This window comes from Microtetraspora glauca (assembly GCF_040656155.1).
Classification (GTDB): domain Bacteria; phylum Actinomycetota; class Actinomycetes; order Streptosporangiales; family Streptosporangiaceae; genus Microtetraspora; species Microtetraspora glauca.
This window is the reverse complement of the sequence record NZ_JBFALK010000020.1, coordinates 179126-201198: the sequence shown is the minus strand read 5'-3', so window position 1 is coordinate 201198 and position 22073 is coordinate 179126. Positions and strand designations below refer to the sequence as shown.

Below are 22073 nucleotides of genomic sequence, written 5' to 3'. Positions count from 1 at the left end.
CGGGAGACATCGAGCGTGGCACGATGAGCAATCACGTGGGGCCTGCCGGTGGGTTGAGCGTCTTGTGGTGAGAGCTCTTCTACCGGGGGCTCCGCTTCTGTTTCCGGCCTTCGGCGACTCCTCCCGAAAGGTCCGGAACGCCACGGACAGCGTCCGAGAAGTCCCCAATCGCCCGAACTATTTCGCTGAGATCACCTCATTGAGTCATTTCGAGTAGCGACGAGTGATGCCCGTAACCAGGCCGCGTTTGGGGTCGGTGACACGCCGAAATCATTGCGGTGTAAGGAAAAGACGCGGAACCCACGTATGAAGATGGTCCTCCTACAGATCAACTTCATAAGGTTCTGCGTCGACGATGAGTGTCACATACACCGCGGTGCTGCCGGTACGCGACGAGACCGTGGACTTCCTGGCCGACCTGCTGACCGCTGAGCGGACGCGGCGAGGTACCCGTGCCCAGACCAGGTCACTGCCGGTCCACGACCAGGCGGTGCTGGTCCTGCGCTGGTTCCTCGACGGCACCCGTATGAGTCAACTGGGCCACGACAACGCGATCAGCGAATCCACCGCCTACGGCTACCCGCACGGGGGCATCGATGTGATCGCCGCCCGAGCGCCCAGCCCTGCACGGGGCGCTGCTGGCGGCCAAGACCGCCGGCTACAGCCACGTCAACATCGACGGCCGTCAGCCTGGACCCTTGGAGGATCGGCAAGATCGTCGCCGCCGCACTCGTCCTCCCGCACTTCGACCACGCCCGCAGCACATGACCATGCTCAGCGATCACTGGCCTTGCGCGGAACTTGCGTGGAATGGTTCAGTGATCATGTTCCGTTTTTGCGGGGCGCAGGCCGTCCATCAGGACGGTGAGATAGGCGTCGGCGAGTCCACCGTCGGACCGCGTGATCGCGAACACCGTCTGTCCGATGAGGTCGGTCAGGATGTCCGGCTCCAGGTCCGCGCGGATCGTCCCGGCCCGCTGCGCGCCGACGATCATTTCCCGCACCGCGCTTTCCAGTTCCGCGCGCAGCTCGGTCGTCGCGGGCACCGCCAGGCCGCGCAGCTCGTCGCTGATGCCGTGATACGCCGACTGGAAGTCCATCAGTTCGGCCAGGAACGTCCGCAGCGCCCGCTCGGGCTTGGCCTCCCGAGTTAGCTCCTTCGCCCGGTCGACGACGGGTCGCAGCAGATCCGAGACGGCGGCGTCGAGCAGGGCGTCCTTGCCACCGAAGGCGCGCACGACAGTGCCCGCGCCGAGCCCGGCGCGCTTGGCGATCGCCTCGACCGTCAGCGCCGTCGTCGGCTCGGTCAGCAACGCGGTGGCGGCGTCGAGGGCGAGCTGCCGGTTGCGTACCGCGTCCGCCGCAGGTCCGCGCGGCCGCCGCCGACGTGCGGGGCATGAAGTTCGTCGACGCCCACGACCACGTCGTCGCCCGGGTCGACGTCACCGGCGCGAGCGAGATCGAGGTCATGCGCGGCGATCTGGTGGCACTCGTGCATCAGGCGAGCGAAGGCGTCGAGCACGTCTTCGGCGACGCCGTCCGGGGCCTCGCACAGGACGACGACGGCGTGACTGTCGCGTTCGAGAACGGCCCCGACCGCCGCTTCGACCTGGTCGTCGGCGCCGACGGCCTGCATTCCACGGTGCGGCGGCTGGCGTTCGGGCCGGAGGCGGACTTCGTCCAGCACGGCGGCCATTACTTCGCGTTCGCCAACGCCGACGGGACGCTGGGCGAGGACCGCTGGGTCACCATGTTGAACCGGCCCGGCCGGATGGCGGGCCTCTACCGCTCCGGCAACCACGCCCAGGCCAAGGCCTACTTCATCTTCCGGTCCGCGCCGATCGCCTACGACCACCGCGATGTCGGCGCGCACAAGCGGCTGGTACGCGAGACCTTCGCGCACGAGACCGGCTGGCGCGTCCCGGAGCTGCTGGCCGCTGCCCTGGACGACCCCGACTTCTACTTCGACGCCCTCAGCCAGGTACGCATGGACTCCTGGTCGGCCGGGCGCGTGATCCTCGTCGGGGATGCGGCCTGGTGCGCCTCCCCGCCTCCGGGGCGGGCGCCGAACTGGCGCTCGTCGGGGCATACCGGCTCGCCGGAGAGCTGGCCGCCGCCCGCGGTGACCACCGGATCGCCTTCCCGCGCTTTCACGACAGCCACCGCGGCCTCGTCGGCAAGCGGCAGCAGATCGGCCCGAACGTGAAGCTTATGGTGCCCAAGACGCGGACGGGGATCGCGGTGCGCAATGCCGTCGCCCGGCTGCCGCTGCTGCGCGCCGCGGCCGCGGTCGAGCGGCGCTACCGGACGCAGGCGCCGACGCTGCCGCAGTACGCCCCAGCACACGATCATTCCGCGTGACGGGTGCCGCGGCGCAGCCGCCCGACAGCGGGGTGAGGAGGATCCGCGACGGCTGACCACACCGCTTACGGATCAGGCGCCGAAGTCCGTGCGGCAGGCGTCGAGGCCGTGGATCTCGACGGGCACGGGAGAGACGAAGTCCTCCCGGAACAGCCGGAACCGCTGATCGGCGATCCGCCGGCCGCGTACGGCCACGTAAGCGAACCCGTTGGGCCGGTAGCCGAGTTTGCGCGTGACGGTGAGTGACGCCTCGTTGCCGGTCAACGCCGAGCTGGTCGCGCTCTCCGCCCCGAGTCCCGCGAAGGCCAGATGCAGTACGGCGGCGCGCATCTCGGTGCCGATGCCCTTGCCCTGGTACGCCATGCCGAGCCAGGAACCGGTGCTGACCTCACGGGTCGTCGCGAAGTCGGTCGCTCTCAGCCCTTGGGTGCCGACGACCTTTCCCTCATGGACGACCATGAAGTTGCAGCGCCAGTTGTCGGGCGTCCAGTTCGCCAGACAGGCGAGCTGGTGCCGGATCACCTGTGCGGGCAGCTCATCGGTCGGCCGGTCGGTCCAAGGGACCAGGAACGGCATGAATCCCGGGTCGTGTACTCCTTCGATGGCGCGGTCCGCGAGTTGGTCCAGGTCATCGCGGGTAGGCAGCCGGAGTTCGAGGCGAGGTGTCGTCAGGCGGAGATCAATAAGCGGCCAGTGGCGCATGCCCGGGATTGTTCCGGAAAGTGGACATGACGGCACCCGCATTTCTTTCTATCGTTGCTCTCTGGATGCCGAGCGCACCGTCGTACCTCCGAGGACCGATGTGACCACGAGCAGCACGCCGTCACCGTTCGCGGCGGGGGAGACCTCGCTCATCGTCAAGATGCCCGAGGCGGAGCCGATCGTCAGCCGCTGGCGCGAGCGCTTCGACCCCTCGGCGGCGTACGGCGTGCCCGCCCACGTCACGATCCTCTACCCGTTCCTGGAGCACGCCCGGATCGACGGGCGGGTCGTGACGGAGCTGCGGGAGCTGTTCGCCGCTCATCCGTCGTTCGAGGCGCGGTTCGGCCGTTGCGGGCGCTTCCCCGGCATCCTGTACCTCGTGCCCGAGCCGGAGAGGCGGTTCATCGCTCTCACCGAGGCCGTCGTGGCGCGCTGGCCGGAAGCCCCGCCGTACCGGGGGCAGTTCGACGAGGTGATCCCGCACCTGACCGTCGCCGACGGCGACGACCTCGACGCGATCGAGGTGGAGATCGCCGCCCGGCTCCCGGTCGTCGCGCGGGCCCGCTCCGTGTCGCTGGAGGTCTTCGACGGGGAGAGGTGGCACCAGCACGCCGTGTTCCCGCTGCGCTGACGCGGCGCGCCCGCCGTCACGGCGTGGCACGCCGATAGCGGTCGGCCAGGTCGCGGAGATGGGCGACGAGCTCGGGCGGTTCCGTGACACTGAAGTCGAATCCCAGCATGCCCAGATAGACGGCGAGGGTTTCGAGGGAGTCGGACCCGGTGTCGAGTACGCAGGTCCGCTCGTCCACCGCCTCGACCGTGCCGACGGCCTCCCAGACGCGTTCGGCCACGGCCTCGGCGGGGGCGTGCACGACGACCCTGGCGCGGTACCGCCACGCCGCGCTGGAGACCCGCCGCGAGACGTAGGCGGCGACGTCCTCCTCCGGCAGCTCCCGGGGAGCGAACCGGGGCCCGGTCGGGGTACGCGGCTCGATCCGGTCGACGCGGAAGGTCCGCCAGTCCTGCCGGTCGATGTCCCACGCCACCAGGTACCAGCGGCGGCCCCAGTTCACCAGCCGGTGCGGTTCGACGGCGCGGGGGCTCGCCGTGCCGTGATGGTCCCGGTAGTCGAAGCGCAGCCGCTCGTGGTCGCGGCAGGCCCCGGCCAGCAGGGTCAGTGTGTTCGGATCGACGCGGGGACTCGTGTCGCCCCACCGGACCGGGACGGTGTACGACTGCAACGCGTTCACTCTGCGGCGCAGCCGGGAGGGCAGCACCTGCTCCAGCTTCGCGAGCGCGCGGAGCGAGGTCTCCTCGATGCCGGAGATGCCTCCTCCCGCGGCCGTGCGCAGCCCGACGGCCACCGCGACGGCCTCCTCGTCGTCGAGCAGCAGGGGCGGCAGTGCCGCGCCCGCGCCGAGCCGGTAACCGCCGATCGCGCCGCGGGTCGCGTGCACGGGGTAGCCGAGGGTGCGTAGGCGCTCGATGTCGTTGCGGACCGTTCTCGTGCTCACCGACAACCGTTCGGCCAGCTCCGAGCCGCTCCAGTCGCGGGGGGTCTGCAACAGTGACAGGAGGCGCAGCAGCCGCGCCGAGGTTTCCAGCATGCCATCCAGTCTGCCGGTTCAATAGGAACGAAGTCTTCCTATTGGCTGTCTAGTGTTCACGGCATGGCAGAGAACAGCGAGATCCGCCCCTTCCGCGTCGACATCCCCGAGGCCGACCTGGACGACCTGCGGGACCGGCTGGCCTGGAACCGGTACCGCGTCGCCCGCGCCTGGGCCGAGCTGATGCGCCGCCTCGGTTACGACCGGTACGGCACGGCAGGCAACGACGGCGGCTCCTTCGTCTCTCCCGAGGTCGGCAGGGTCGCTCCCGAGCACGTGACCCTGGCCCACGCGCTGGCCGACTCGCCGGCCGGGCTGCTCGCCTGGAACGGCCAGCTCTTCGGCGAAGGGGCGGTCAGCGACGACTTCATCCTCACCAACGTCATGATCTACTGGTTGACCGGCACGAGCGCCTCGGCCGCGCGCTTCTACTACGAGGACGACAAGGCCGATCACCCCCAGGAGCCGACCACGGTCCCGACCGGCCTGGCCAACTTCAAGGACGACTTCCAGTCGATCCGCCGCTTCGCCGAGCGCGACCACAAGAACATCGTGTCCTGGAACACCTACGACAGCGGCGGGCACTACGCCGCGCACCAGGTGCCCGGGCTCCTCGTCGAGGACATCCGCGGCTTCTTCCGGGAGCTCTCGTGACGAGCGTGCTCGGCAGGCGGGCGCTCAACCGCGCGACCCTGGAACGGCAGCTCCTGCTGCGCCGCCACGACCTTCCAGTGACCGGCGTGGTCGAGCATCTCGTCGGCATGCAGGCGCAGACCACGCACAGCTGGTACACCGGGCTGTGGTCGCGGATCGAGGGATTCCGGCCCGAGCACGCATCCGACCTGCTCGCCGGCCGAGAACTGGTGCGCGTCGCGCTCATGCGGTCGACGATCCACCTGGTCACCGCCGACGACTGCCTGGCGCTGCGGCCCGTGGTGCAGCCCGCCATGGACCGCGACCTGTACGTCAACGGCACCATGCGGCCGGCCCCGGGCCTGGACGTCGCCACGGTGGTGGCCGCCGCGCGGGAACTCCTCGACGAGCGGCCGCGCACCACCGCCGAGCTGGGCGCGCTGCTCCACGAACGGTTCCCGGAGGGGCGGCCCACCCCGCTCGCCTATGCCGTACGGAACCTCGCTCCGCTCGTCCAGGTGCCGCCCAGGGGGATCTGGGGAGCGAGCGGGCAGGCCCGGCACGCGACCGCGGAGACCTGGCTGGGCCGGCCGCTCGACCCCGCTCCGTCCGTCGAGAGGACGATCCTCCGCTACCTGGGGGCGTTCGGGCCGGCCACGGTCAAGGACGTCCAGACCTGGTCCGGGCTGACCCGCCTCGGCGAGGTGATCGACGGGCTCCGGCCCCGGCTGGTCACGTTCCGCGACGAGCGGGGCCAGGAGCTGTTCGACCTGCCGGACGCTCCCCGCCCCGGCGAGGACGTGCCGGCGCCGCCGCGCTTCCTGTACGACTTCGACAACCTCCTGCTGTCGCACGCCGACCGGAGCCGCGTCCTCACCGAGGCGTGCGCCAGGACACGCTCGCGCGTCAAAAACGGCTTGGTCCCCGGCACCGTGCTGGTCGACGGGTTCACCGCCGCGAACTGGAAGATCAGCCGAGGCAAGGAGGGAGCCGTCCTCGACATCTGGCCGTTCGCCGCGCTGTCGCGGCGGGACGCCGAGGCGGTCGCGGAGGAGGGCGCCCGGCTGCTCGGCTTCGCCGCCGCCGCCGCTCGGGCGCACGACGTCCGGATCCTGCCCCCGCTCGGTGAGTGACCCGGGTCAGGGCTTGCGCCCCACCGCGCAGAACTCGTCCACCTCCCGGCCGGGGTTCAGCGCGACGGCGGGCCGCCAGTACGGGCACGAGACGACGCCGGGTTCGACGAGTTCCAGGCCGTCGAAGAAGCTCGCGATCTGCTCCGGGGTGCGCAGGTTGTACGCCACGGACCCGGCCTCGTTCCAGATCGCGATGGCCTCGTCGAACTCCTTGCCCTTGACCACGTTGGTGCCGTCGGCGATGGCCAGGTGACTGCCCGAGGGCAGGGCGGCCAGCAGGCGGGCGGTGATCGACCGGGCCTCGGAGAGGTCGCCGACGTGCCCCAGGATGTTCATCAGCATCAGCCCGACCGGGCGGGTGAGGTCCAGGGTTTCCCCGGCAGCCGCCAAGATCTTGTCCGGATCGTGCAGATCGGCGTCGATGAACTCGGTGCCGCCCTCGGTGTGGCCCACGAGGAGGGCTCGGGCGTGCGCCAGCACCAGCGGGTCGTTGTCCACGTAGACGACCCTGGAGTCCGGGGCCACCCGCTGGGCGACCTCGTGGGTGTTGTCGTGAGTGGGCAGGCCGGTGCCGATGTCGAGGAACTGGCGGATGCCCGCCTCCCGGGCCATGTACTCGACGGCACGGGTCAGGAAGCCGCGGGAGGCCCGCGCGATGTCCACTATTTCGGGGAAGATCCCGCAGAACTGGTCGCCGATCTCGCGGTCCACGGCGTAGTTGTCCTTGCCGCCCAGCCAGTAGTTCCAGATGCGCGCCGAGTGGGCCGTCGTGGTGTCGATGCCGTTGGACGGCACCTGGCCGGGGACGGTGGGGGAGGAGTCAGGCACAGGCGGCCCTTTCTGTTGCGCGCGGAGCTGGATGATCACATCCTGCCGGTACGTCCCGATATGTGGGGGCGATTCCCGCGAGCGGTTAGCCTGCAAGTCACCCCCGACGATCCGGAGACGAGGTGCCATGGGCGTCGCTGAGCAGGCGGACGGTGTGAACGGCGCGGACGGTGTGAACGGCGCGGACGGCTGGCCGGACCTGGTCCGCCGGGCGACGGAGCTCGTCCGCGCCGCCGGTACGGGTGGCCGCCCCGCCGTACTCGGGATCACCGGAAAGCCCGGAGCGGGCAAGTCGACGCTCGCCGGCGCGCTCACCGCGGCACTGAACGCCGAGCGGCCGGGCGTCGCGGTGCTCGCCCCCATGGACGGTTTCCACCTGAGCAATGAGGTGCTCACCGGCCTGGGACTCCGCGATCGCAAGGGCGCGCCGGAGACGTTCGACGCCTGGGGATACGTCGCCCTCCTGGAGCGGATCAAAGGCGGGCGGGAGCCGGTCGTGTACGCGCCGACGTTCGACCGGTCGATCGAGGAGCCGGTCGCAGGGGCGGTCCCCGTCCCCCGGGACGCCGCTCTGGTGATCACGGAGGGCAACTACCTGCTGCTGGACGAGGAGCCGTGGAGTCTGGTCCGCGCACTCCTCGACGAGGTCTGGTACGCGGAGGTCGCGGACACGCTCCGGCTGGACCGGTTGACCGCCAGGCACGCGGCCTTCGGCAAGCCGCCGGAGCAGGCTCGGGCGTGGGCCACCGGCAGCGACGAGCGCAACGCCGCGCTGGTCGGGCCCACTGCCGACCGTGCTGACCTGCGCGTACGCTTGGACGGCTGGTCGCCGGGACGGCTTGGCCGCGCTACAGGACGTAGTGGACAATAGGCGAGATGTCGGGCGCCCCGTTGATCATCTTCTCCTTGATCGACACGCGCGTGCCGGCAGGACGGCGCGGTAGGCGTGACGTGATGGTGGGAGAGGGAGGCGCGACGTGGCGAGGAAGGCACCGGACGAGGACGTCAGCGAGAAGGACCTGGAGGTCGGCCGCCCCAAGGAGTGGGCCGCCGGGATCCCGGCGGTGGCGAAGTCGCTGCGCATGTCCTACGACCAGATGGGCGCCGGACGCACGTTCCTCACCCTGGTCAGGGTCAACCAGAAGCACGGCTTCGACTGCCCGGGATGCGCCTGGCCGGAGGGCGACCACCGCAGCCCGGCGGAGTTCTGCGAGAACGGCGCGAAGGCGGTGGCCGAGGAGGCCACGACCCGCCGGGTCACCCGCGAGTTCTTCGCCGCCCACTCCGTGGACGAGCTGGCCGGCCGTACGGACTACTGGCTGGGCCAGCAGGGGCGGCTCGCCGAGCCGATGCACAAGCCGGCGGGGTCGGACCACTACGTGCCGGTGAGCTGGGACGACGCGTTCGCCATCGTCGCGCGCGAACTGCGCGCGCTGGCCGGTCCGGACGAGGCCCTGTTCTACACCTCCGGCCGCACCTCGAACGAGGCCGCGTTCGTCTACCAGCTGCTGGTCCGCAGGTTCGGCACGAACAACCTGCCCGACTGCTCCAACATGTGCCACGAGTCCAGCGGCTCCGCGCTCAACGAGACCCTGGGCATCGGCAAGGGCACGGTGTCGCTCGAGGACCTGCACCGCGCCGACCTCGTCTTCGTGGTCGGGCAGAACCCCGGCACGAACCATCCCCGCATGTTGTCGGCCCTGGAGAAGGCCAAGCGGAACGGCGCGCGGATCATCGCGGTGAACCCGCTGCCCGAGGCCGGGCTCTTGCGCTTCAAGAACCCGCAGCGCGCGTCCGGGATGGTCGGGCGCGGCACGACCCTGGCGGACCGCTTCCTGCAGATCCGGCTCAACGGCGACCTCGCGCTCTTCCAGGGGCTGTCCCGGCTGCTGCTCGACGCCGAGGAGGCCGCCCCCGGCAGTGTCATCGACAAGCGGTTCGTCGAGGAGCACACCCACGGGTTCGAGGACTGGGCGGCGAGCCTGCGCGACCTCGACTGGGCCGAGGTGGCCGAGGCGACCGGGCTGGACCGGGCCGCGATCGAGGAGACCGCCACGGACGTGCTCGCGGCGAAGTCCGTGATCGTCTGCTGGGCGATGGGCCTCACCCAGCACAAGAACTCGGTGGCCACGATCCGCGAGGTGGTCAACTTCCTCCTGCTGCGTGGCAACGTCGGGCGACCGGGCGCGGGCGTCTGCCCGGTGCGCGGCCACTCGAACGTCCAGGGCGACCGCACCATGGGCATCTACGAGAAGCCGGGGAAGGCGTTCCTCGACGCGATCAGGGACGAGTTCGGCTTCGAGCCGCCCCGGCACCACGGGTACGACACCGTGGAGGCGATCAGGGCGCTGCGCGCCGGGCAGGCCAAGGTGTTCTTCGCGATGGGCGGCAACTTCGTCGCCGCCACGCCCGACACGGAGGTGACCGAGGCCGCGATGCGCGGGGCCAGGCTCACCGTCCAGGTGTCGACCAAGTTGAACCGCTCGCACGCCGTGTGCGGCGAGGAGGCGCTGATCCTGCCCACGCTGGGCCGTACGGAACAGGACGGCGACAGGTTCGTCACCGTCGAGGACTCCATGGGCATGGTCCACGCCTCGCGCGGACGACTGCGGCCGGCCTCGCCGCACCTGCTTCCGGAGGTGGAGATCGTCTGCCGGCTGGCCCGCGAGCTGTTCGGCCGGGACGACCACGTGCCGTGGGAGGAGTTCGCGGCCGACTACGGCGCGATCCGCGACCGGATCGAGCGGGTGATCCCGGGGTTCGACGATTTCAACGCCCGAGCGCTGGACGGGTTCGCGCTGCCCAACGCGCCGCGCGACGAGCGGCGCTTCCCCACGGCGACCGGCAGGGCCAACTTCACCGTGAACACCCTGGAGGTGCTGCGCGTCCCCGAGGGGCGGCTGCTGCTGCAGACCGTGCGCAGCCACGACCAGTACAACACCACGATCTACGGCATGGACGACCGCTACCGCGGCGTGCGCGGCGGTAGGCGCGTCGTCTTCGCCCACCCGGACGACCTCGCGGAACGCGGCCTGGCCGACGGCGACATGGTGGACCTGACCAGCGAGTGGCCCGACGGCGAACGCCGGGCCGAGGCGTTCCGCGTGATCGCCTACCCGACCGCGCGCGGGTGCTGCGCCGCGTACTTCCCCGAGACCAACGTGTTGGTGCCGTTGGACTCGGTCGCCGAGACCTCGGGCACCCCCACGTCGAAGAGCGTCGTGGTACGGCTCAGCCGGTCGTCACTGTGACCGGGAACGGCGCAGCCCCGCCACGCCGACGGCGGTGCCGGCGAGACCGACGACGATCCCGATCGCGCCGATGAGCCGCGCGGTGCCGTCGGACGCGTCCGATGACGACGCCGCCGCGTCGCTCACGGCGGCGACCGACGGCGCGGCGGCGGACGGGGACGACGCCGTGTGGCCACCGGCCGTGTCGTCGCCCGCGGCGACCAGCTTCAGGGTCGGAGCCGGGTGGTCCGGCTCGGAACCGTCCGCCTTGGCGGGGTCGGCCCACTTCACGACCTCGCCGCCCGAGTAGGTCTGGGCGGTCGGGAACGTCAGCTCGTCCACCTTGGTGGGCAGCGGGCCGACCGACGCCTCGAACTCCTGGAACTGGCCCGGGTCGATCTTCCCGCCGGTCCAGGTGATCTTCAGGACCGACTCGGTGATGGTGTCGCCCGAGTCGGACATCACGGGAGCCGGGAGCTTGCCCTGGGTCACCTTCACGTCCCAGCCCGGAACCGGCCGTACGGACACGAAGGGCAGCGGGTTGTCGGTCGGGAACTCCACCTCGACCTTGGTGGTGGAGGCGTTGTCCCGCTCGTTCGGGACGCGGAACGCGAGCTTGGACCAGGAGCCCTTCACCGCGGTTCCGGGGTTGACGGTCACATGGGCGAGAGCGGGTACGGCGAGGCCCAGCGTGAGGGCGAGGGCACCGGCGGTGACGGCCACGGTGCGGCGAGCTGCGGTGCTCAGTGTCATGGGAGGTTCTCCAGTCGTCTGCGTGATTGCCGGAAGAGCGCGAGCCGCAGGCCGGACGGGACGGGTACCCGGTCCGGGAGGTAGAGGTCGCGGTCGCGCGCGGAACGTCAGAAAACGGGGAAAACCGGTGGGCCGCGCCGTACCACCGCGTGCCTGAGTAGCCGGCCGGCCCGGCGGACGGGGACGGCGGCCGTGATCCCGCCGAGCGGGACGACCGGCGCTGGGGGCAGGTTCCCGGCGACCAGCAGGCGAAGCGCGGACGCGCCGAGCCTGCGGAGCAGGGACCACAACGCCGTCTCGCCGCGGGCCAGCCACCACCCGGTGATCAGGGTGGCGGTGAGGTGCGCGACGAGCATGCCGACGTCCACGCCGAGGCGGTGCGTGTGCGGCGGGACCGCGACCGCGTCCGGCGCGGCGCCGAGGCTGAGCAGCAGGTGCAGGAAGAGCTGCGCTCCGGCGAGGAGGCCGGTGATGGTCTCGCGGGACCGTTCGCGCCCGGCCAGTACGGCGGACGCCGCCATGACGGCCGCGCCACCGAAGGCCAGCGCGCCCGGCGTGGGCCCGGCCCCTCCCGCGAACCTGTGCGCGAACACGCCGAGACCCACGCAGACGGCCGAGAAGGCGGCGGCGCGGGCGAGACGCAGGGGGAGGCGGGCACGCATGACGCCCAAATGCTCTCACAGGGAACCCTCGGTCCGGCTCTTCCGTGAAGGTTTCATCTCGTACGCGGGAGGGGGCCTGTTTCGCGGTGATGCTCTCGTCCTGAAGGAGATGTACGGACATACTCGGACCCGAGCGGATCTCGTGGCGAGGACACCCTGAGTGGCGAGGAAACCATGACATTTCCCCCTGCACGTCTCCAGGAGCATCCGCGGGAACGTCCCGATGTGGGGCCGGGTGTGCTGACCGTGGCTCTGTTCGCCGTCGCGGCCTTCGGCGTGCTCGGTCTGGCCCTGTGGTTCGGCGGCGGCACGCCCCGGCCGGCGATCGAGGGGCTGCCCGCGCCCGACGTGGTGACGATGGTGGGACTCCCGGCCGTCCGCCTGCTCCACGACGTCTGCGCGGTCGCGACGGTGGGGACCCTGCTCGTCTCCCTGTGGGCGCCGGCGGAGCAGGCGGGCCGGATCGCGCGCTCCGCCGGGCCGTGGGCACTGGGGTGGGCGGCGAGCGCGGCGCTCACCGAGGTCCTCACGCTGTCGGACTTCCTGGCCCTGCCCGTGCCCGAGACGCTGAGTTCCGGCGTGCTGCCCACCTTCGTGTTCCACATCCCGCAGGGCCAGGCGTTCACGCTGGTCGGCCTGCTCGCCCTGGTGATCGCCGCCGGGGCCTACCTGCCGCTGGGCACGGGGGCACGCGCCGGACTGACCGGTCTGGGGGTCCTCGCCGTGCTGCCTCCGGCCTACGTGGGCCACTCGGCCTCGGCCGCGGACCACAACCTCGCGGTCTCCAGCCTGATGCTGCACATCGCCGCGGTCACGCTGTGGGTCGGCGGCCTGTACGGCCTGGTCACGCGGCTGCGCGGACCGGTGGCCGCGGTGCGGAGGTTCAGCGCCCTCGCCCTCTGCTGCTTCACGGCCGCCGGATTCTCGGGGCTGGTCAACGCCTGGATCCGGGTCGGGGATCCGACCCAGCTCTGGCAGTCCCGGTACGGCCTGCTGGTCCTCGCCAAGATCGCCGCGCTGGCCGCGCTCGGCTGGTTCGGATGGCGGCACCGTCGCCGGACCATCGTGGCGCTGTCGAGCGGTGGCGGCTCCCGGCCCTTCCTCCGGCTGGCGACGGGCGAGATCGGGGTGATGGCCGCGACGCTGGGCCTCGCGGTGGCGCTGTCGCGGACGGCGCCACCGGAGGCGTCGGGCGGCGTCGGGCACCAGCACGAGTTGCTCGGCTACGTCCTCGCGCCGTTCACGCCCGGCGGTCTGCTCACCGTGATCCGGCCGGACCCGATCGTGCTGTTCGCCGTCGTGGGAGCGGCGGTCGCCTACCTGGTCCGGGTGCGGCGGCTCGCCGGCGGATGGCCCGCAGGCCGGACCGTCGCCTGGCTGATCGGCTCCCTTGTCCTGCTGTACGGCCTGGCCGGAGGGGTGGCCGCGTACGGGCCCGCCGTCTTCTCCGGCCACGCGGCGCAGTACGCGCTGGTGGGGACGGCGGGACCGGCCCTGCTCGCTCTGGGCGCCCCGCTGTCCCTCCGCCTCGCGGTCGTCTCCCGGCCGCTGTCCCATCCGCTGACCGCTCTGGGCCTCTACGCCGCGCCGTACCTGCTCCTCTATCTCACCGGCTGCTTCGACCTGGCCCAGTCCAGCCTGGCCGTACGGCTGGTGGCGCAGGCCGTCGTCGTGGTGACCGGGACGCTGTTCTTCGCGGTGGCACTCGGCGTCGATCCGCTGCCCCGGGCGATCGGTGTGTCGATCCGTGTCCGGACGTTGCTCGGCGCGGCCGCCGTGCAGGTCTGGATCGCCTTGCTGCTGTTCACCGGGCCGCCCCAGGGCGCGGGTTGGTACGCGCTGCTCGACCTGCCCTGGGCGCCCGAGCGCGCGGGGGACCAGCGGTTCGGCGCGCTGCTCGGCCCCGGGATCTCCCTGGCCGTGATCATCGTGCTGCTGGCGCTGCTGCTGGGCCGGAGCCGGGCCGCCCGGCGCCGCCTCGCGGATCAGAAGGGTGGATGACCCGGGCCGTACCCGATCCGTACGCGCATCCGTCACCGGCCACAGGAGTGGTGAACGTATGATGATGTGAAAAATTCTTCAATTGAGGACCACTCTATGCCGGTGCTCCGCCGTCAGACCATGGCCGCGCTCCTGCGCGGGCTGCGTCCTGCCATGACCAGGGTCGGGGGACTGCTCCCCACACGCGCCGACTGGAAGCAGGCGCGCCGCAGTCCGGGACGCGACCTGATCGCCGGGCTCACGGTGGCCGTGGTCGCCCTGCCGCTCGCCCTCGCGTTCGGGGTCAGCTCCGGGCTCGGCGCCCAGGCCGGCCTGGCCACGGCGGTGGTGGCGGGCGCGCTGGCCGCCGTCTTCGGCGGCAGCAACCTCCAGGTGTCCGGCCCGACCGGGGCGATGACGGTCGTCCTGGTCCCGATCATGCGGCAGTACGGCGCGGACGGTGTCCTCATGGTGGGGTTGTTGGCCGGGGTCGTGCTTGTCGCCCTCGCGGTCGCCCGGGTGGGGCGGTTCGCCCGCTATATGCCGATGCCGGTCATTGAGGGGTTCACGGCGGGCATCGCTGTCGTGATCGCCCTCCAGCAGATCCCCGCCGCGCTGGGCGTCGCCAGCGCCACGGGCGACCGGGTCTGGCAGGTGGCGGCCGACGCCGCCGCCCGGTTCGCGGGCGATCCGCATCCCGCGGCGCCGCTCATGGCGCTCGCGGTCGCGGGGGCGATGCTGGTGGGGGCACGCTACCGGCCCGCGGTGCCGTTCTCGCTCCTCGCGGTGGTGGCGGCCACCGTGGTCGCGCAGATCACCGGGCTGGACGTCGCACGCATCGGCGCGCTGCCCGCGGGGCTGCCCGCGCCGTCCCTCGGCTTCGCCGACCCCGGCGCCTTCAGCGCCCTGCTGGCCCCGGCCCTCGCCGTCGCCGCGCTCGCCGCGCTGGAGAGCCTCCTGTGCGCGTCGGTCGCGGACGCGATGAGCGTGGGCGAGCGGCACGACCCCGATCGGGAACTGTTCGGCCAGGGCATCGCGAACCTGGCCGCCCCGTTGTTCGGCGGCATCCCCGCGACCGCCGCGATCGCGCGCACGGCGGTCAACGTGCGGTCGGGCGCACGCTCGCGCGTGTCCGCGCTGACCCACGCCGCCGTGCTCGCCGTGATCGTGTTCACCGCCGGGGGACTGGTCGGGAGGATCCCGCTCGCGGCGCTGGCCGGGGTCCTGCTCGCGACCACCGTACGGATGGTCGAGGTCGGCTCCCTGCGGGCCATCGCCCGATCCACCCGGAGCGACGCCGTCGTGATGGTCCTGACCTTCGCCGTCACGGTCGCCCTCGACCTGGTCACCGCCGTGATGGTGGGTGTGGGCGTCGCGATCGTGCTCGCGTTGCGCGCGGTGGCGCGCAGCGTCCGGGTCGAGCGGGTGCCGCTGGAAGGCGATCAGGGTGACGCCGCCGACCATGCCGCCGACCACGCCGCCGATCAGGATGCCGAGGAGCGGCGGCTGCTCGGCGAGCACATCGTGGCCTACCGCTTCGACGGTCCGCTGTTCTTCGGCGCCGCGCATCGGTTCCTGCTGGAGTTGTCGGAGGTCGCCGACGTACGCGTGGTCATCCTGCGCATGTCCCGCGTGTCCACCATCGACGCCACCGGAGCGAGCGTGCTCGGTGACGTGATCACCAGGCTGGAGCGCCGGGGCATCACCGTGCTGCTGTCCGGCATCCGCCAGGGGCACGACCAGGTGCTCGCCGCGCTCGGCGTCGCCGATCACCTTCGGAGGGACGGCCTGGTCTTCTCCGACACGCCCGCCGCGATCACCTGTGCCCGTAAACTGCTGAACCCGCCCACCGGATCACCCCTTCTGGGGGATCGTGCGCAGGCGCCAATTTAAGACTATCCTGGTAGGGATTTATCGAATAGCGCCGTCGCGGAGAGGATGGTGCACCAGTGAGCCCTGGACCGCGCGCGGAGACGCCGATGACCGCCGCCATCATGGCGGCGCGCTGGGTCCGGTCGGCCGCGGCCGACCGCCGGCACTGGGAACCCAATCCCGATCCGCGCGGCCGGTCCGCGATGGCGGGCGACCCGGCCTCGCTGTACTCCGGGGCCGCGGGGATCGTGCTGTTCTTCCTCGAGCTCGCCGCCGCCACCGGCCACGAGGAGTACCTGGAGGACGCCCGCGCCGGGGCGCTCCACCTGGCCGCCACCTGGAGGGAGCGGACCGACCTCTCGCTCTATCACGGGCTGGCGGGCGTGGTCTTCGCCCTGGGCGAGGCCGGATGGGCGACCGGCGACGAGCGGATCGGCGCGGCGGCCCGCGCGGGGGCCGACCACCTCGCCCACGCCGTACGCCGGATGGACGGCGGCGTCGGCTGGACCGGCGATCCCGCCCAGCGCGGCGACGGCGGGATCGTCCTCGGATTGCTGCACGCCGCCGGGATGCTCGGCGTCCCGCTGTACGAGGAGGTCGCCGTGGCGGCGGGTGAGCGCATCGCCGGGCTGGCGGTGCCCGGCCACCGCTTCGGCGGCGACTCGTGCGCCGGCCTGCCCACCGACGCCGTCACCCCCGGGTTCCTGTCCGGCACCGCGGGGACGGCGTTCCTGCTGGCCCGCCTGTACGGAGTGACCCGCGACGAGCGATACCTCGCGGCCGCCCGCCGGGGCGCGGACTTCGTCCGCACGGTCAGCGTGGTCACCGACAGGTGCGCCTTCGTGCCGCACCACGTCCCCCAGGGGCGAGGGCTGCACTACCTCGGTTTCTGCTCCGGCTCCGCGGGCGTGGCCCGGATGTTCTACGAGCTGTACCGCGTGACCGGTGACCCCGGCGACCTCGACTGGGTCGAGCGGCTGGCGCACGGCATCGTCCAGAGCGGCGTGCCGGGGCGGCAGACGGCCGGCTACTGGAACGTGGCCTGCCAGTGTTGCGGCACGGCCGGGCTCCTCGAACTGTTCGTCGGCCTGTGGGCCGCCACGGGACGCGAGGCGCACCTCGACTTCGCCCGGTCCCTCGCCGGCAACCTCATCGGCCGCGCGACCGGGCACGACGGCAGGGGATACCGCTGGTACCAGGCGTATCGGCGGCTGCGGCCGTGGGAGGTCACCGCGGACACCGGCTACATGGTCGGCGCCGCGGGGATCGGCGCGGCGCTCCTGCACCTGGACGCGGCGGGGCAGGCGAGCTCGCCCCGCCGCCTCATCATGCTTCCGGACAACCCGTTTCCCGCGATCCCCGTGCCCGCCGCGCTGCTGCGCGAGTCCTCGTAAGCGCCACGGGGGGATCAACGCCTGGGGCGGCGGCCCTTCAGCGCGGAGGCGACCCGCGAGAGGACGCGGTCCCACTCCGAGCCGAACGGGTTGTCCTGGACCAGATACGTCCACGTCGCCGTGGGCCGTCCCAGCCCCTGGTCGGCCAGGTCACGGCTGACGTCCACGGTCTCGAACGTCTCCTTCGACCGCCGTCCGATCTCGTCGAGCAGCCGCCGGTAGGCGGGGACGGCCTCGCGGTTGAACTCGTCGAGCGGGTTGAGCCGGCCGAGCGCCCGAAGGTGGATGCCCTCGCGGACGTCCGCCATGTGGGCGAGGTGCTCGGTCCAGCAGCGGTCCAGGTGGTAGAGCACGATCTGGCGGGCGGCCCGCTCGACGGCTGCCTCCCCGGCGGACGCGCACAGCTCGGCGTACCGCTCGGGGCAGGCGGCCGCGAGCGCCCGGCCCCCCGCGTCGCCGTGCAGGATCCGGTCACGCTGCTCGAGGAGCTGGGCCCGCTGCCGTTCGAGCAGCCGGGTGTAGCGCCAGGTGTTCCGGTGGATCTCCAGGTGGACGCCTTCGGCGACCCGCTGCGCGTGGCCCACCGTCCACCCGCCGTGCGGGTGCCGTACGACGCCGTCGGGGTCGGCGGCGGGTAGCGCCAGGTCCGGGGCGTAGGCGGTGAGCAGCTCGTCGGCGCCGCTGACGAAGAACACCGAGCCGCCGGGGTCGCCCTGCCGTCCCGAGCGCCCCCGGAGCTGGTCGTCGAGCCGGCTGCTGTCGTGGCGGCCGGTGCCGATCACGTACAGGCCGCCGAGATCCTTGATCAGCCGTTCCGACTGGTCGTCGGTCGTACCCACGCCGCCGAGGCGGATGTCGGTGCCGCGCCCGGCCATCTGGGTGGACACGGTGATCGCGCCGCGCGCCCCGGCGCGGGCGATGATCGCGGCCTCTTCCGCGTCGTTCTTGGCGTTGAGCACGACGGGAGTGAGGCCCCGCGCGCGCAGCCGCAGGTCCAGGCGCTCGGACTCGGCGACGTCCAGGGTGCCGACCAGGATCGGACGGCCGGTGGCGTGCTGGGCGGCGATCTCCTCGACGATCGCCCGGACCTTGTCGTCGGAGTCGGCGAAGATCCGGTCCGGCTCGTCCGCCCTGACGCAGGGGCGGTTGGGCGGGATGACCGCCACCTTCAGGTCGTAGAACTCGCGGAGCTGGTCGCCGACGGCCACCGCCGTACCCGTCATGCCGCATATTTCGGGATAGCGGGTGAGGAGGCCCTGGATCGTGATCGAGTCGAGGATCTCCCCGGTCTCCGACGGCGCCAGCCGCTCCTTGGCCTCGACGGCCGCCTGGAGGCCGTCCGGCCAGCGCTGCAGCAGCGCGACCCGCCCCCGCGACGGATTGATCAGGTGGACCCTGCCGTCCCTGACGATGTAGTCCACGTCCCGGGTGAGCAGCGCGTGCGCGTGCAGCGCGAGGTTGACCTCGGTCACCGTGCCCGGGTGGTCGTAGAGGTCGATGCCCAGGGCCTTCTCCACCGTGTCGGTGCCCTTGGGGGTGAGGAAGACGTTGCGTCCCTCGTCGTCGATCTCGAAGTGGTAGCCCCGGGACAGCCTCCGTACCAGGGCGGCCATCTCGGGCGCGGCCTGGCCGGGGTCGGCGGCCCCGGCGAGGATCAGCGGCACGCGGGCCTCGTCCACCAGCACCGAGTCCGCCTCGTCGACGAGCGCGACCTCCGGCGCCGGGACCAGGAGGTCGGCCGGGTCGGTGCGCAGCCGGTCGCGGAGCACGTCGAACCCGAGCTCGCTGACCGCCGCGTACGTCACGTCCCGGGAGTACGCCGCGCGCCGCTCCTCAGGGGTGGAGCTCTCGCCGATCCAGCCGACGGTGAGGCCGAGCGACTCGTACAGCGGCCCCATCCACTCGGCGTCCCGCCTGGCCAGGTAGTCGTTGACCGAGATCACGTGGACCCGCCTGCCCCGCAGCGCGAACCCGGCCGCGGCCAGCGCTCCCGACAGGGTCTTGCCCTCGCCGGTCGCCATCTCGGCGACGTTGCCGTCCAGCAGGGCCAGCATGCCCATGAGCTGCACGTCGTACGGGCGCTCCCCGAGGGTCCGCCGGGCCGCCTCCCGGACCACCGCGCAGAACTCGGCGGTGCCGACGGTGTGCCCCTCCGGGGGTGTCAGCTCGGCGCGCGACTCCACCTCGGCTTCCAGTCGTGCCGCCTCGGTGACGACCGCCTGGAACCGCGTCAGATCGACGCTTCCCGGCTTTTCGAGGAAGCGTCTGATCATCTGCGGCATCCAGGCCATGCCTGCTCCAACGAGTTGTTTGCCGGACTGGGTTCCCTCTGTCCGGTTTCCCGGTGCCATTCAAACGCAACGATCATCCCATTGCGAAACGTTCATGACACGACCTGACAGGTATAGCGGGCAGAGTGAACGCCATGACGACCATCGCGAAACTGATCGCCGTGACCATCGACTGCGCCGAGCCGAAGCGGCTCGCCGACTTCTATTCCCAGATCACCGGCTTCGAGGTCCAGTACGCCGAGGAGGAGTACGCCGGGATCGGCGACGGGACCACCAGCATCTACTTCCAGCGGATCCCCGACCGGAAGCCCGGTTCGTGGCCCGGCCCGGACAAGCAGTTCCACCTCGACTTCCGCGTCCCCGACGTGGCCAAGGCGGTCCAGGAGTACATCGATCTCGGGGCGAGCAAGCCGGAGTTCCAGCCGGGCGACGGATGGGTCGTCCTCGCCGATCCGGAGGGACACCTGTTCTGCGTCTGCCCGGAAAGATCCTGACCTCCCGGAAGGCCGCGCTCCCGGGGGTGGCGGGGGAAGTTGATTTTGTCCCTAAGCTGACGTGGTGACATCGCACGTTGAACGACTCCCCGGCCGGTGCCCATGATCTGGGCGGGAGTGATCATCGCCCTGGTCGGCGCGCTCGGATACGCGCTGGGCGCGGCCCTGCAGCAGTTCGAGGCGGTCCGCGATGGAGCCACGCTCCAGCTGGTCAGGCGTCCGCGCTGGTGGATCGGCGGGATCATCGGCTTCACCGGCGCCAGCCTGCACGCGGTGGCGCTGAGCATGGCGCCGCTGGTCGCGGTGCAGCCGGTCAGCGTCGCGACGCTGGTCTTCGCGGTGCCGTTCGCGGCCATGCTCCACGGCAGGCGGCCGCACAAGGCCGAGATCATCGGCTCCGTCGCGGTGGCGGCCGGGTTGCTCGGCCTCATGCTGCTGGTGCCCGCGCACAATGTCACGCCGTCGCTCTCCGACGGGGCCGCGCTCGGCCTGATCGGATGCGTCGGCGTGATCGTGGCGGTCAGCTTCGGCGTCGCCCGGTTCCTGCGTGGGCCGGCCAAGGCGCTGGCGATGGCGGTGGGCGCCGGCTCGGTCACCGCCACGGTGTCCACCTTCGTCCGGGTCGTGGGCGGCGGGCTGCACGGCGACCTCTCCCGGCTGCTGCACTGGTTCACGCTGGCGATCCCCGTGCTGCTCGTGTGCGCCGTGGTCCTGCTGCAGAAGTCGTACGCCGTTGGCTACTTCGGCATCGCCTACGCCGGGGTCCAGGTGATCGACCCCATCACCTCGGTCCTCGCGGGAGCCATCCTCCTCGGAGAGTCGCTGCCGACCGGCGCCGGGCAGGTGCTCCCGGCGCTGCTGGCCGCGGCCGTCCTGATCGGCGGCACCGTGACGCTGGGGCGGCTGGCGCCGGACCATTCCCGCAAGGCGCCCGCCGCCGTCCCGGTCAGCTCGTCGGCGGCCGCCAGTTGAACACCGCGTCCGCCTGCCGCAGGGCGGCGGTCGGCCCGGTCAGTCCCGCGAGGGAGAGCACCGTGTCGCGCGCGAAGACGGTGGCCGGGCCCGTCAGCCGGGTCAGCCGGGTGATCGAGGCGGAGCGCCGGACGATCGCCGTGGTCCTGGGCAGCCGGTCGCGGGTGTAGGCGGCGAGGCCGTCCTCGACGGACGCGCAGTCGCTCGCATGGTGCGCCAGGACGATCGCGTCCTCGATCGCCTGGCAGGCCCCCTGGCCCAGGTTCGGCGTCATCGGGTGGGCGGCGTCGCCGAGCAGCGCGACCCGACCCCGATGGAACGCGGGGAGCGGCGTTTCCATGGAGAAGACGTCGCTGCGTATCACCCGCGCCGGGTCGGCGCGCTCCACCAGCGCGGGGATCGGGGCGTGCCAGGTCCGGAACCGTCGCAGCAGCTCGGCCTTCTCCTCCGCCGGGTCCGCGTGGCCCCACCCCGACGGGACGGCCGCGGTGGCGTAGCAGTACACCTCGTCACCGGCCAGCGGCATGACGCCGAAGACCAGCCCGCGGCCCCATGTCTCGGCTGCGGTGGCCCCGCTGCCGGGAACGATGAACCGCCAGGCCGTCACGCCCGAATAGACCGGCTCCGGGTGACCGGGGAAGAGGGCACGGCGTACCGCCGAGCGGATGCCGTCGGCGGCGACGACGAGGTCCGCTCGCAGCTCACCCGCGTCGGTGCGCACCCGCCCCGAGGAGGCGTCCACGTCGTGGACGGCGGTGTTCAGGCGCAGCGCGCCGGGCGGGAGCAGGCCGGTGAGCAGTTCCACGACCGTCGCGCGGCGCAGGAGCACGATCGGGTCGCCGTACCGCGCCTGGGCGGCCTCGGCGCTGGTGCGGGACAGCCAGCCGCCGGAGGTGCGGCGTATGCCGGCCACGCCCTGCAGCGCCGCGAGTTCGCGCAACCGGTCGCCGATGCCGATCGTGTCCAGCGCCCGCAGCGCGTTGGGCGCGATCGCCAAACCGGAGCCGACGGGCTCGACCGAGGGCGCCCGCTCGCACACCGTCACCGTCCAGCCCCGCGTGGCCAGGGCGGCCGCCGCCGTCAGCCCGCCGATCCCCGCACCGATCACCAACGCGTCGCCCATGACAGCCTCCGTCGCTCACTACATCTGTAGTCCGAGCA

At 72.0% G+C, this 22073-nt stretch carries 20 protein-coding genes and 2 pseudogenes; 13 read left to right on the top strand and 9 right to left on the bottom strand.

Going from position 1 to position 22073, the window contains the following annotated elements; translation table 11 throughout:
* Nucleotides 1-376: 376 nt before the first annotated feature.
* Nucleotides 377-683 (top strand): annotated as a pseudogene (locus AB0I59_RS31860) (IS5/IS1182 family transposase); the annotation flags it as partial.
* 132 nt (nt 684-815) lie between these two features.
* Here AB0I59_RS31860 and AB0I59_RS31855 read toward each other — a convergent pair.
* Together AB0I59_RS31855 and AB0I59_RS31850 are read right to left on the bottom strand one after the other, a co-directional pair.
* The gene (locus tag AB0I59_RS31855; protein WP_358138742.1) at nt 816-1184 is read right to left on the bottom strand and encodes an SbtR family transcriptional regulator; all 369 of its coding nucleotides are present in this window, start codon (nt 1182-1184) and stop codon (nt 816-818) included.
* Between the two features lie 24 nt (nt 1185-1208).
* A pseudogene (locus AB0I59_RS31850) lies at nt 1209-1319 on the bottom strand (TetR family transcriptional regulator); the annotation flags it as partial.
* A gap of 77 nt (nt 1320-1396) precedes the next feature.
* Between AB0I59_RS31850 and AB0I59_RS31845 the strand changes: the two are divergent.
* Nucleotides 1397-2206: an FAD-dependent monooxygenase gene (locus tag AB0I59_RS31845; RefSeq protein WP_358138731.1), complete on the top strand. Its 810-nt coding sequence runs from the start codon at nt 1397-1399 to the stop codon at nt 2204-2206.
* A gap of 5 nt (nt 2207-2211) precedes the next feature.
* Nucleotides 2212-2361, top strand: a complete 150-nt coding sequence (locus AB0I59_RS31840; protein ID WP_358138729.1) for a hypothetical protein — start codon at nt 2212-2214, stop codon at nt 2359-2361.
* A gap of 72 nt (nt 2362-2433) precedes the next feature.
* On the opposite strand, the gene AB0I59_RS31835 is transcribed toward AB0I59_RS31840, so the two are convergent.
* Complete coding sequence (locus tag AB0I59_RS31835; protein WP_061258818.1) at nt 2434-3063, bottom strand: GNAT family N-acetyltransferase; 630 nt, start codon at nt 3061-3063, stop codon at nt 2434-2436.
* Between the two features lie 100 nt (nt 3064-3163).
* Between AB0I59_RS31835 and AB0I59_RS31830 the strand changes: the two genes are divergently transcribed.
* Nucleotides 3164-3694, top strand: a complete 531-nt coding sequence (locus AB0I59_RS31830) for a 2'-5' RNA ligase family protein (RefSeq protein WP_358138727.1) — start codon at nt 3164-3166, stop codon at nt 3692-3694.
* Nucleotides 3695-3710: 16 nt separating this feature from the next.
* Here the strand turns inward: AB0I59_RS31830 and AB0I59_RS31825 are convergent, their stop codons facing one another.
* Nucleotides 3711-4670, bottom strand: a complete 960-nt coding sequence (locus AB0I59_RS31825) for a helix-turn-helix transcriptional regulator (RefSeq protein ID WP_061258816.1) — start codon at nt 4668-4670, stop codon at nt 3711-3713.
* A gap of 63 nt (nt 4671-4733) precedes the next feature.
* Between AB0I59_RS31825 and AB0I59_RS31820 the strand changes: the two genes are divergently transcribed.
* The gene (locus AB0I59_RS31820; protein WP_358138725.1) at nt 4734-5324 is read left to right on the top strand and encodes an alpha/beta fold hydrolase; all 591 of its coding nucleotides are present in this window, start codon (nt 4734-4736) and stop codon (nt 5322-5324) included.
* Complete coding sequence (locus AB0I59_RS31815; protein WP_358138723.1) at nt 5321-6436, top strand: winged helix DNA-binding domain-containing protein; 1116 nt, start codon at nt 5321-5323, stop codon at nt 6434-6436. The genes AB0I59_RS31820 and AB0I59_RS31815 overlap by 4 nt, the downstream gene beginning before the upstream one ends.
* A 6-nt stretch (nt 6437-6442) precedes the next feature.
* Here the strand turns inward: AB0I59_RS31815 and AB0I59_RS31810 are convergent, their stop codons facing one another.
* On the bottom strand, nt 6443-7264 hold the full coding sequence (locus AB0I59_RS31810) for an SAM-dependent methyltransferase (protein WP_061258849.1): 822 nt from the start codon (nt 7262-7264) through the stop codon (nt 6443-6445).
* 127 nt (nt 7265-7391) lie between these two features.
* On the opposite strand from AB0I59_RS31810, the gene AB0I59_RS31805 reads away from it, so the two are divergent.
* Entirely contained in the window at nt 7392-8135 is a 744-nt protein-coding gene (locus AB0I59_RS31805) for a nucleoside/nucleotide kinase family protein (RefSeq protein WP_358138721.1), read from the top strand.
* Nucleotides 8136-8241: 106 nt separating this feature from the next.
* Entirely contained in the window at nt 8242-10515 is a 2274-nt protein-coding gene (locus tag AB0I59_RS31800; RefSeq protein WP_358138719.1) for an FdhF/YdeP family oxidoreductase, read from the top strand.
* Here the strand turns inward: AB0I59_RS31800 and AB0I59_RS31795 are convergent.
* Both AB0I59_RS31795 and AB0I59_RS31790 read right to left on the bottom strand, forming a co-directional pair.
* A complete protein-coding gene (locus AB0I59_RS31795; RefSeq protein WP_061258812.1) occupies nt 10507-11247 on the bottom strand; it encodes a YcnI family copper-binding membrane protein in 741 nt (246 codons plus the stop codon). The two genes, AB0I59_RS31800 and AB0I59_RS31795, sit on opposite strands and share 9 nt — an antisense overlap.
* A gap of 107 nt (nt 11248-11354) precedes the next feature.
* Nucleotides 11355-11909, bottom strand: coding sequence for a hypothetical protein (locus AB0I59_RS31790; RefSeq protein WP_061258847.1), 555 nt, complete (start codon nt 11907-11909; stop codon nt 11355-11357).
* Nucleotides 11910-12083: 174 nt separating this feature from the next.
* Here AB0I59_RS31790 and AB0I59_RS31785 point away from each other — a divergent pair, with 174 nt between their 5' ends.
* The 3 genes from AB0I59_RS31785 to AB0I59_RS31775 all read left to right on the top strand — a co-directional run bounded on the left by AB0I59_RS31785 (nt 12084) and on the right by AB0I59_RS31775 (nt 17155).
* Nucleotides 12084-13910 carry a bifunctional copper resistance protein CopD/cytochrome c oxidase assembly protein gene (locus tag AB0I59_RS31785; RefSeq protein ID WP_358138716.1) on the top strand — a complete coding sequence of 609 codons (1827 nt, stop codon included), beginning with the start codon at nt 12084-12086 and terminating at the stop codon, nt 13908-13910.
* Nucleotides 13911-14030: 120 nt separating this feature from the next.
* On the top strand, nt 14031-15782 hold the full coding sequence (locus AB0I59_RS31780) for a SulP family inorganic anion transporter (RefSeq protein ID WP_435831138.1): 1752 nt from the start codon (nt 14031-14033) through the stop codon (nt 15780-15782).
* 86 nt (nt 15783-15868) lie between these two features.
* A complete protein-coding gene (locus tag AB0I59_RS31775) occupies nt 15869-17155 on the top strand; it encodes a lanthionine synthetase LanC family protein (protein ID WP_358138714.1) in 1287 nt (428 codons plus the stop codon).
* A gap of 14 nt (nt 17156-17169) precedes the next feature.
* On the opposite strand, the gene secA2 is transcribed toward AB0I59_RS31775, so the two are convergent.
* The gene (gene secA2, locus AB0I59_RS31770; protein WP_435831137.1) at nt 17170-19437 is read right to left on the bottom strand and encodes an accessory Sec system translocase SecA2; all 2268 of its coding nucleotides are present in this window, start codon (nt 19435-19437) and stop codon (nt 17170-17172) included.
* 143 nt (nt 19438-19580) lie between these two features.
* Here secA2 and AB0I59_RS31765 point away from each other — a divergent pair, with 143 nt between their 5' ends.
* Together AB0I59_RS31765 and AB0I59_RS31760 are read left to right on the top strand one after the other, a co-directional pair.
* Nucleotides 19581-19940: a VOC family protein gene (locus AB0I59_RS31765; protein WP_061258845.1), complete on the top strand. Its 360-nt coding sequence runs from the start codon at nt 19581-19583 to the stop codon at nt 19938-19940.
* Nucleotides 19941-20042: 102 nt separating this feature from the next.
* Nucleotides 20043-20912 carry a DMT family transporter gene (locus AB0I59_RS31760; RefSeq protein ID WP_061258808.1) on the top strand — a complete coding sequence of 290 codons (870 nt, stop codon included), beginning with the start codon at nt 20043-20045 and terminating at the stop codon, nt 20910-20912.
* Here the strand turns inward: AB0I59_RS31760 and AB0I59_RS31755 are convergent.
* Nucleotides 20887-22035: an FAD-dependent monooxygenase gene (locus AB0I59_RS31755; protein ID WP_358138711.1), complete on the bottom strand. Its 1149-nt coding sequence runs from the start codon at nt 22033-22035 to the stop codon at nt 20887-20889. The two genes, AB0I59_RS31760 and AB0I59_RS31755, sit on opposite strands and share 26 nt — an antisense overlap.
* Nucleotides 22036-22073: the final 38 nt, after the last annotated feature.

Excerpts from the sequence above, each read along its gene's own strand:
- AB0I59_RS31845 (WP_358138731.1), top strand. The coding sequence starts at position 1,397 with ATGAAGTTCGTCGACGCCCACGACCACGTCGTCGCCCGGGTCGACGTC.
- AB0I59_RS31840 (WP_358138729.1), top strand. The coding sequence starts at position 2,212 with ATGGTGCCCAAGACGCGGACGGGGATCGCGGTGCGCAATGCCGTCGCC.
- AB0I59_RS31835 (WP_061258818.1), bottom strand. The coding sequence starts at position 3,063 with ATGCGCCACTGGCCGCTTATTGATCTCCGCCTGACGACACCTCGCCTC.
- AB0I59_RS31825 (WP_061258816.1), bottom strand. The coding sequence starts at position 4,670 with ATGCTGGAAACCTCGGCGCGGCTGCTGCGCCTCCTGTCACTGTTGCAG.
- AB0I59_RS31820 (WP_358138725.1), top strand. The coding sequence starts at position 4,734 with ATGGCAGAGAACAGCGAGATCCGCCCCTTCCGCGTCGACATCCCCGAG.
- AB0I59_RS31805 (WP_358138721.1), top strand. The coding sequence starts at position 7,392 with ATGGGCGTCGCTGAGCAGGCGGACGGTGTGAACGGCGCGGACGGTGTG.
- AB0I59_RS31795 (WP_061258812.1), bottom strand. The coding sequence starts at position 11,247 with ATGACACTGAGCACCGCAGCTCGCCGCACCGTGGCCGTCACCGCCGGT.
- AB0I59_RS31790 (WP_061258847.1), bottom strand. The coding sequence starts at position 11,909 with ATGCGTGCCCGCCTCCCCCTGCGTCTCGCCCGCGCCGCCGCCTTCTCG.
- AB0I59_RS31785 (WP_358138716.1), top strand. The coding sequence starts at position 12,084 with ATGACATTTCCCCCTGCACGTCTCCAGGAGCATCCGCGGGAACGTCCC.
- AB0I59_RS31780 (WP_435831138.1), top strand. The coding sequence starts at position 14,031 with ATGGCCGCGCTCCTGCGCGGGCTGCGTCCTGCCATGACCAGGGTCGGG.
- AB0I59_RS31775 (WP_358138714.1), top strand. The coding sequence starts at position 15,869 with ATGACCGCCGCCATCATGGCGGCGCGCTGGGTCCGGTCGGCCGCGGCC.
- secA2 (WP_435831137.1), bottom strand. The coding sequence starts at position 19,437 with ATGCCGCAGATGATCAGACGCTTCCTCGAAAAGCCGGGAAGCGTCGAT.
- AB0I59_RS31765 (WP_061258845.1), top strand. The coding sequence starts at position 19,581 with ATGACGACCATCGCGAAACTGATCGCCGTGACCATCGACTGCGCCGAG.
- AB0I59_RS31760 (WP_061258808.1), top strand. The coding sequence starts at position 20,043 with ATGATCTGGGCGGGAGTGATCATCGCCCTGGTCGGCGCGCTCGGATAC.
- AB0I59_RS31755 (WP_358138711.1), bottom strand. The coding sequence starts at position 22,035 with ATGGGCGACGCGTTGGTGATCGGTGCGGGGATCGGCGGGCTGACGGCG.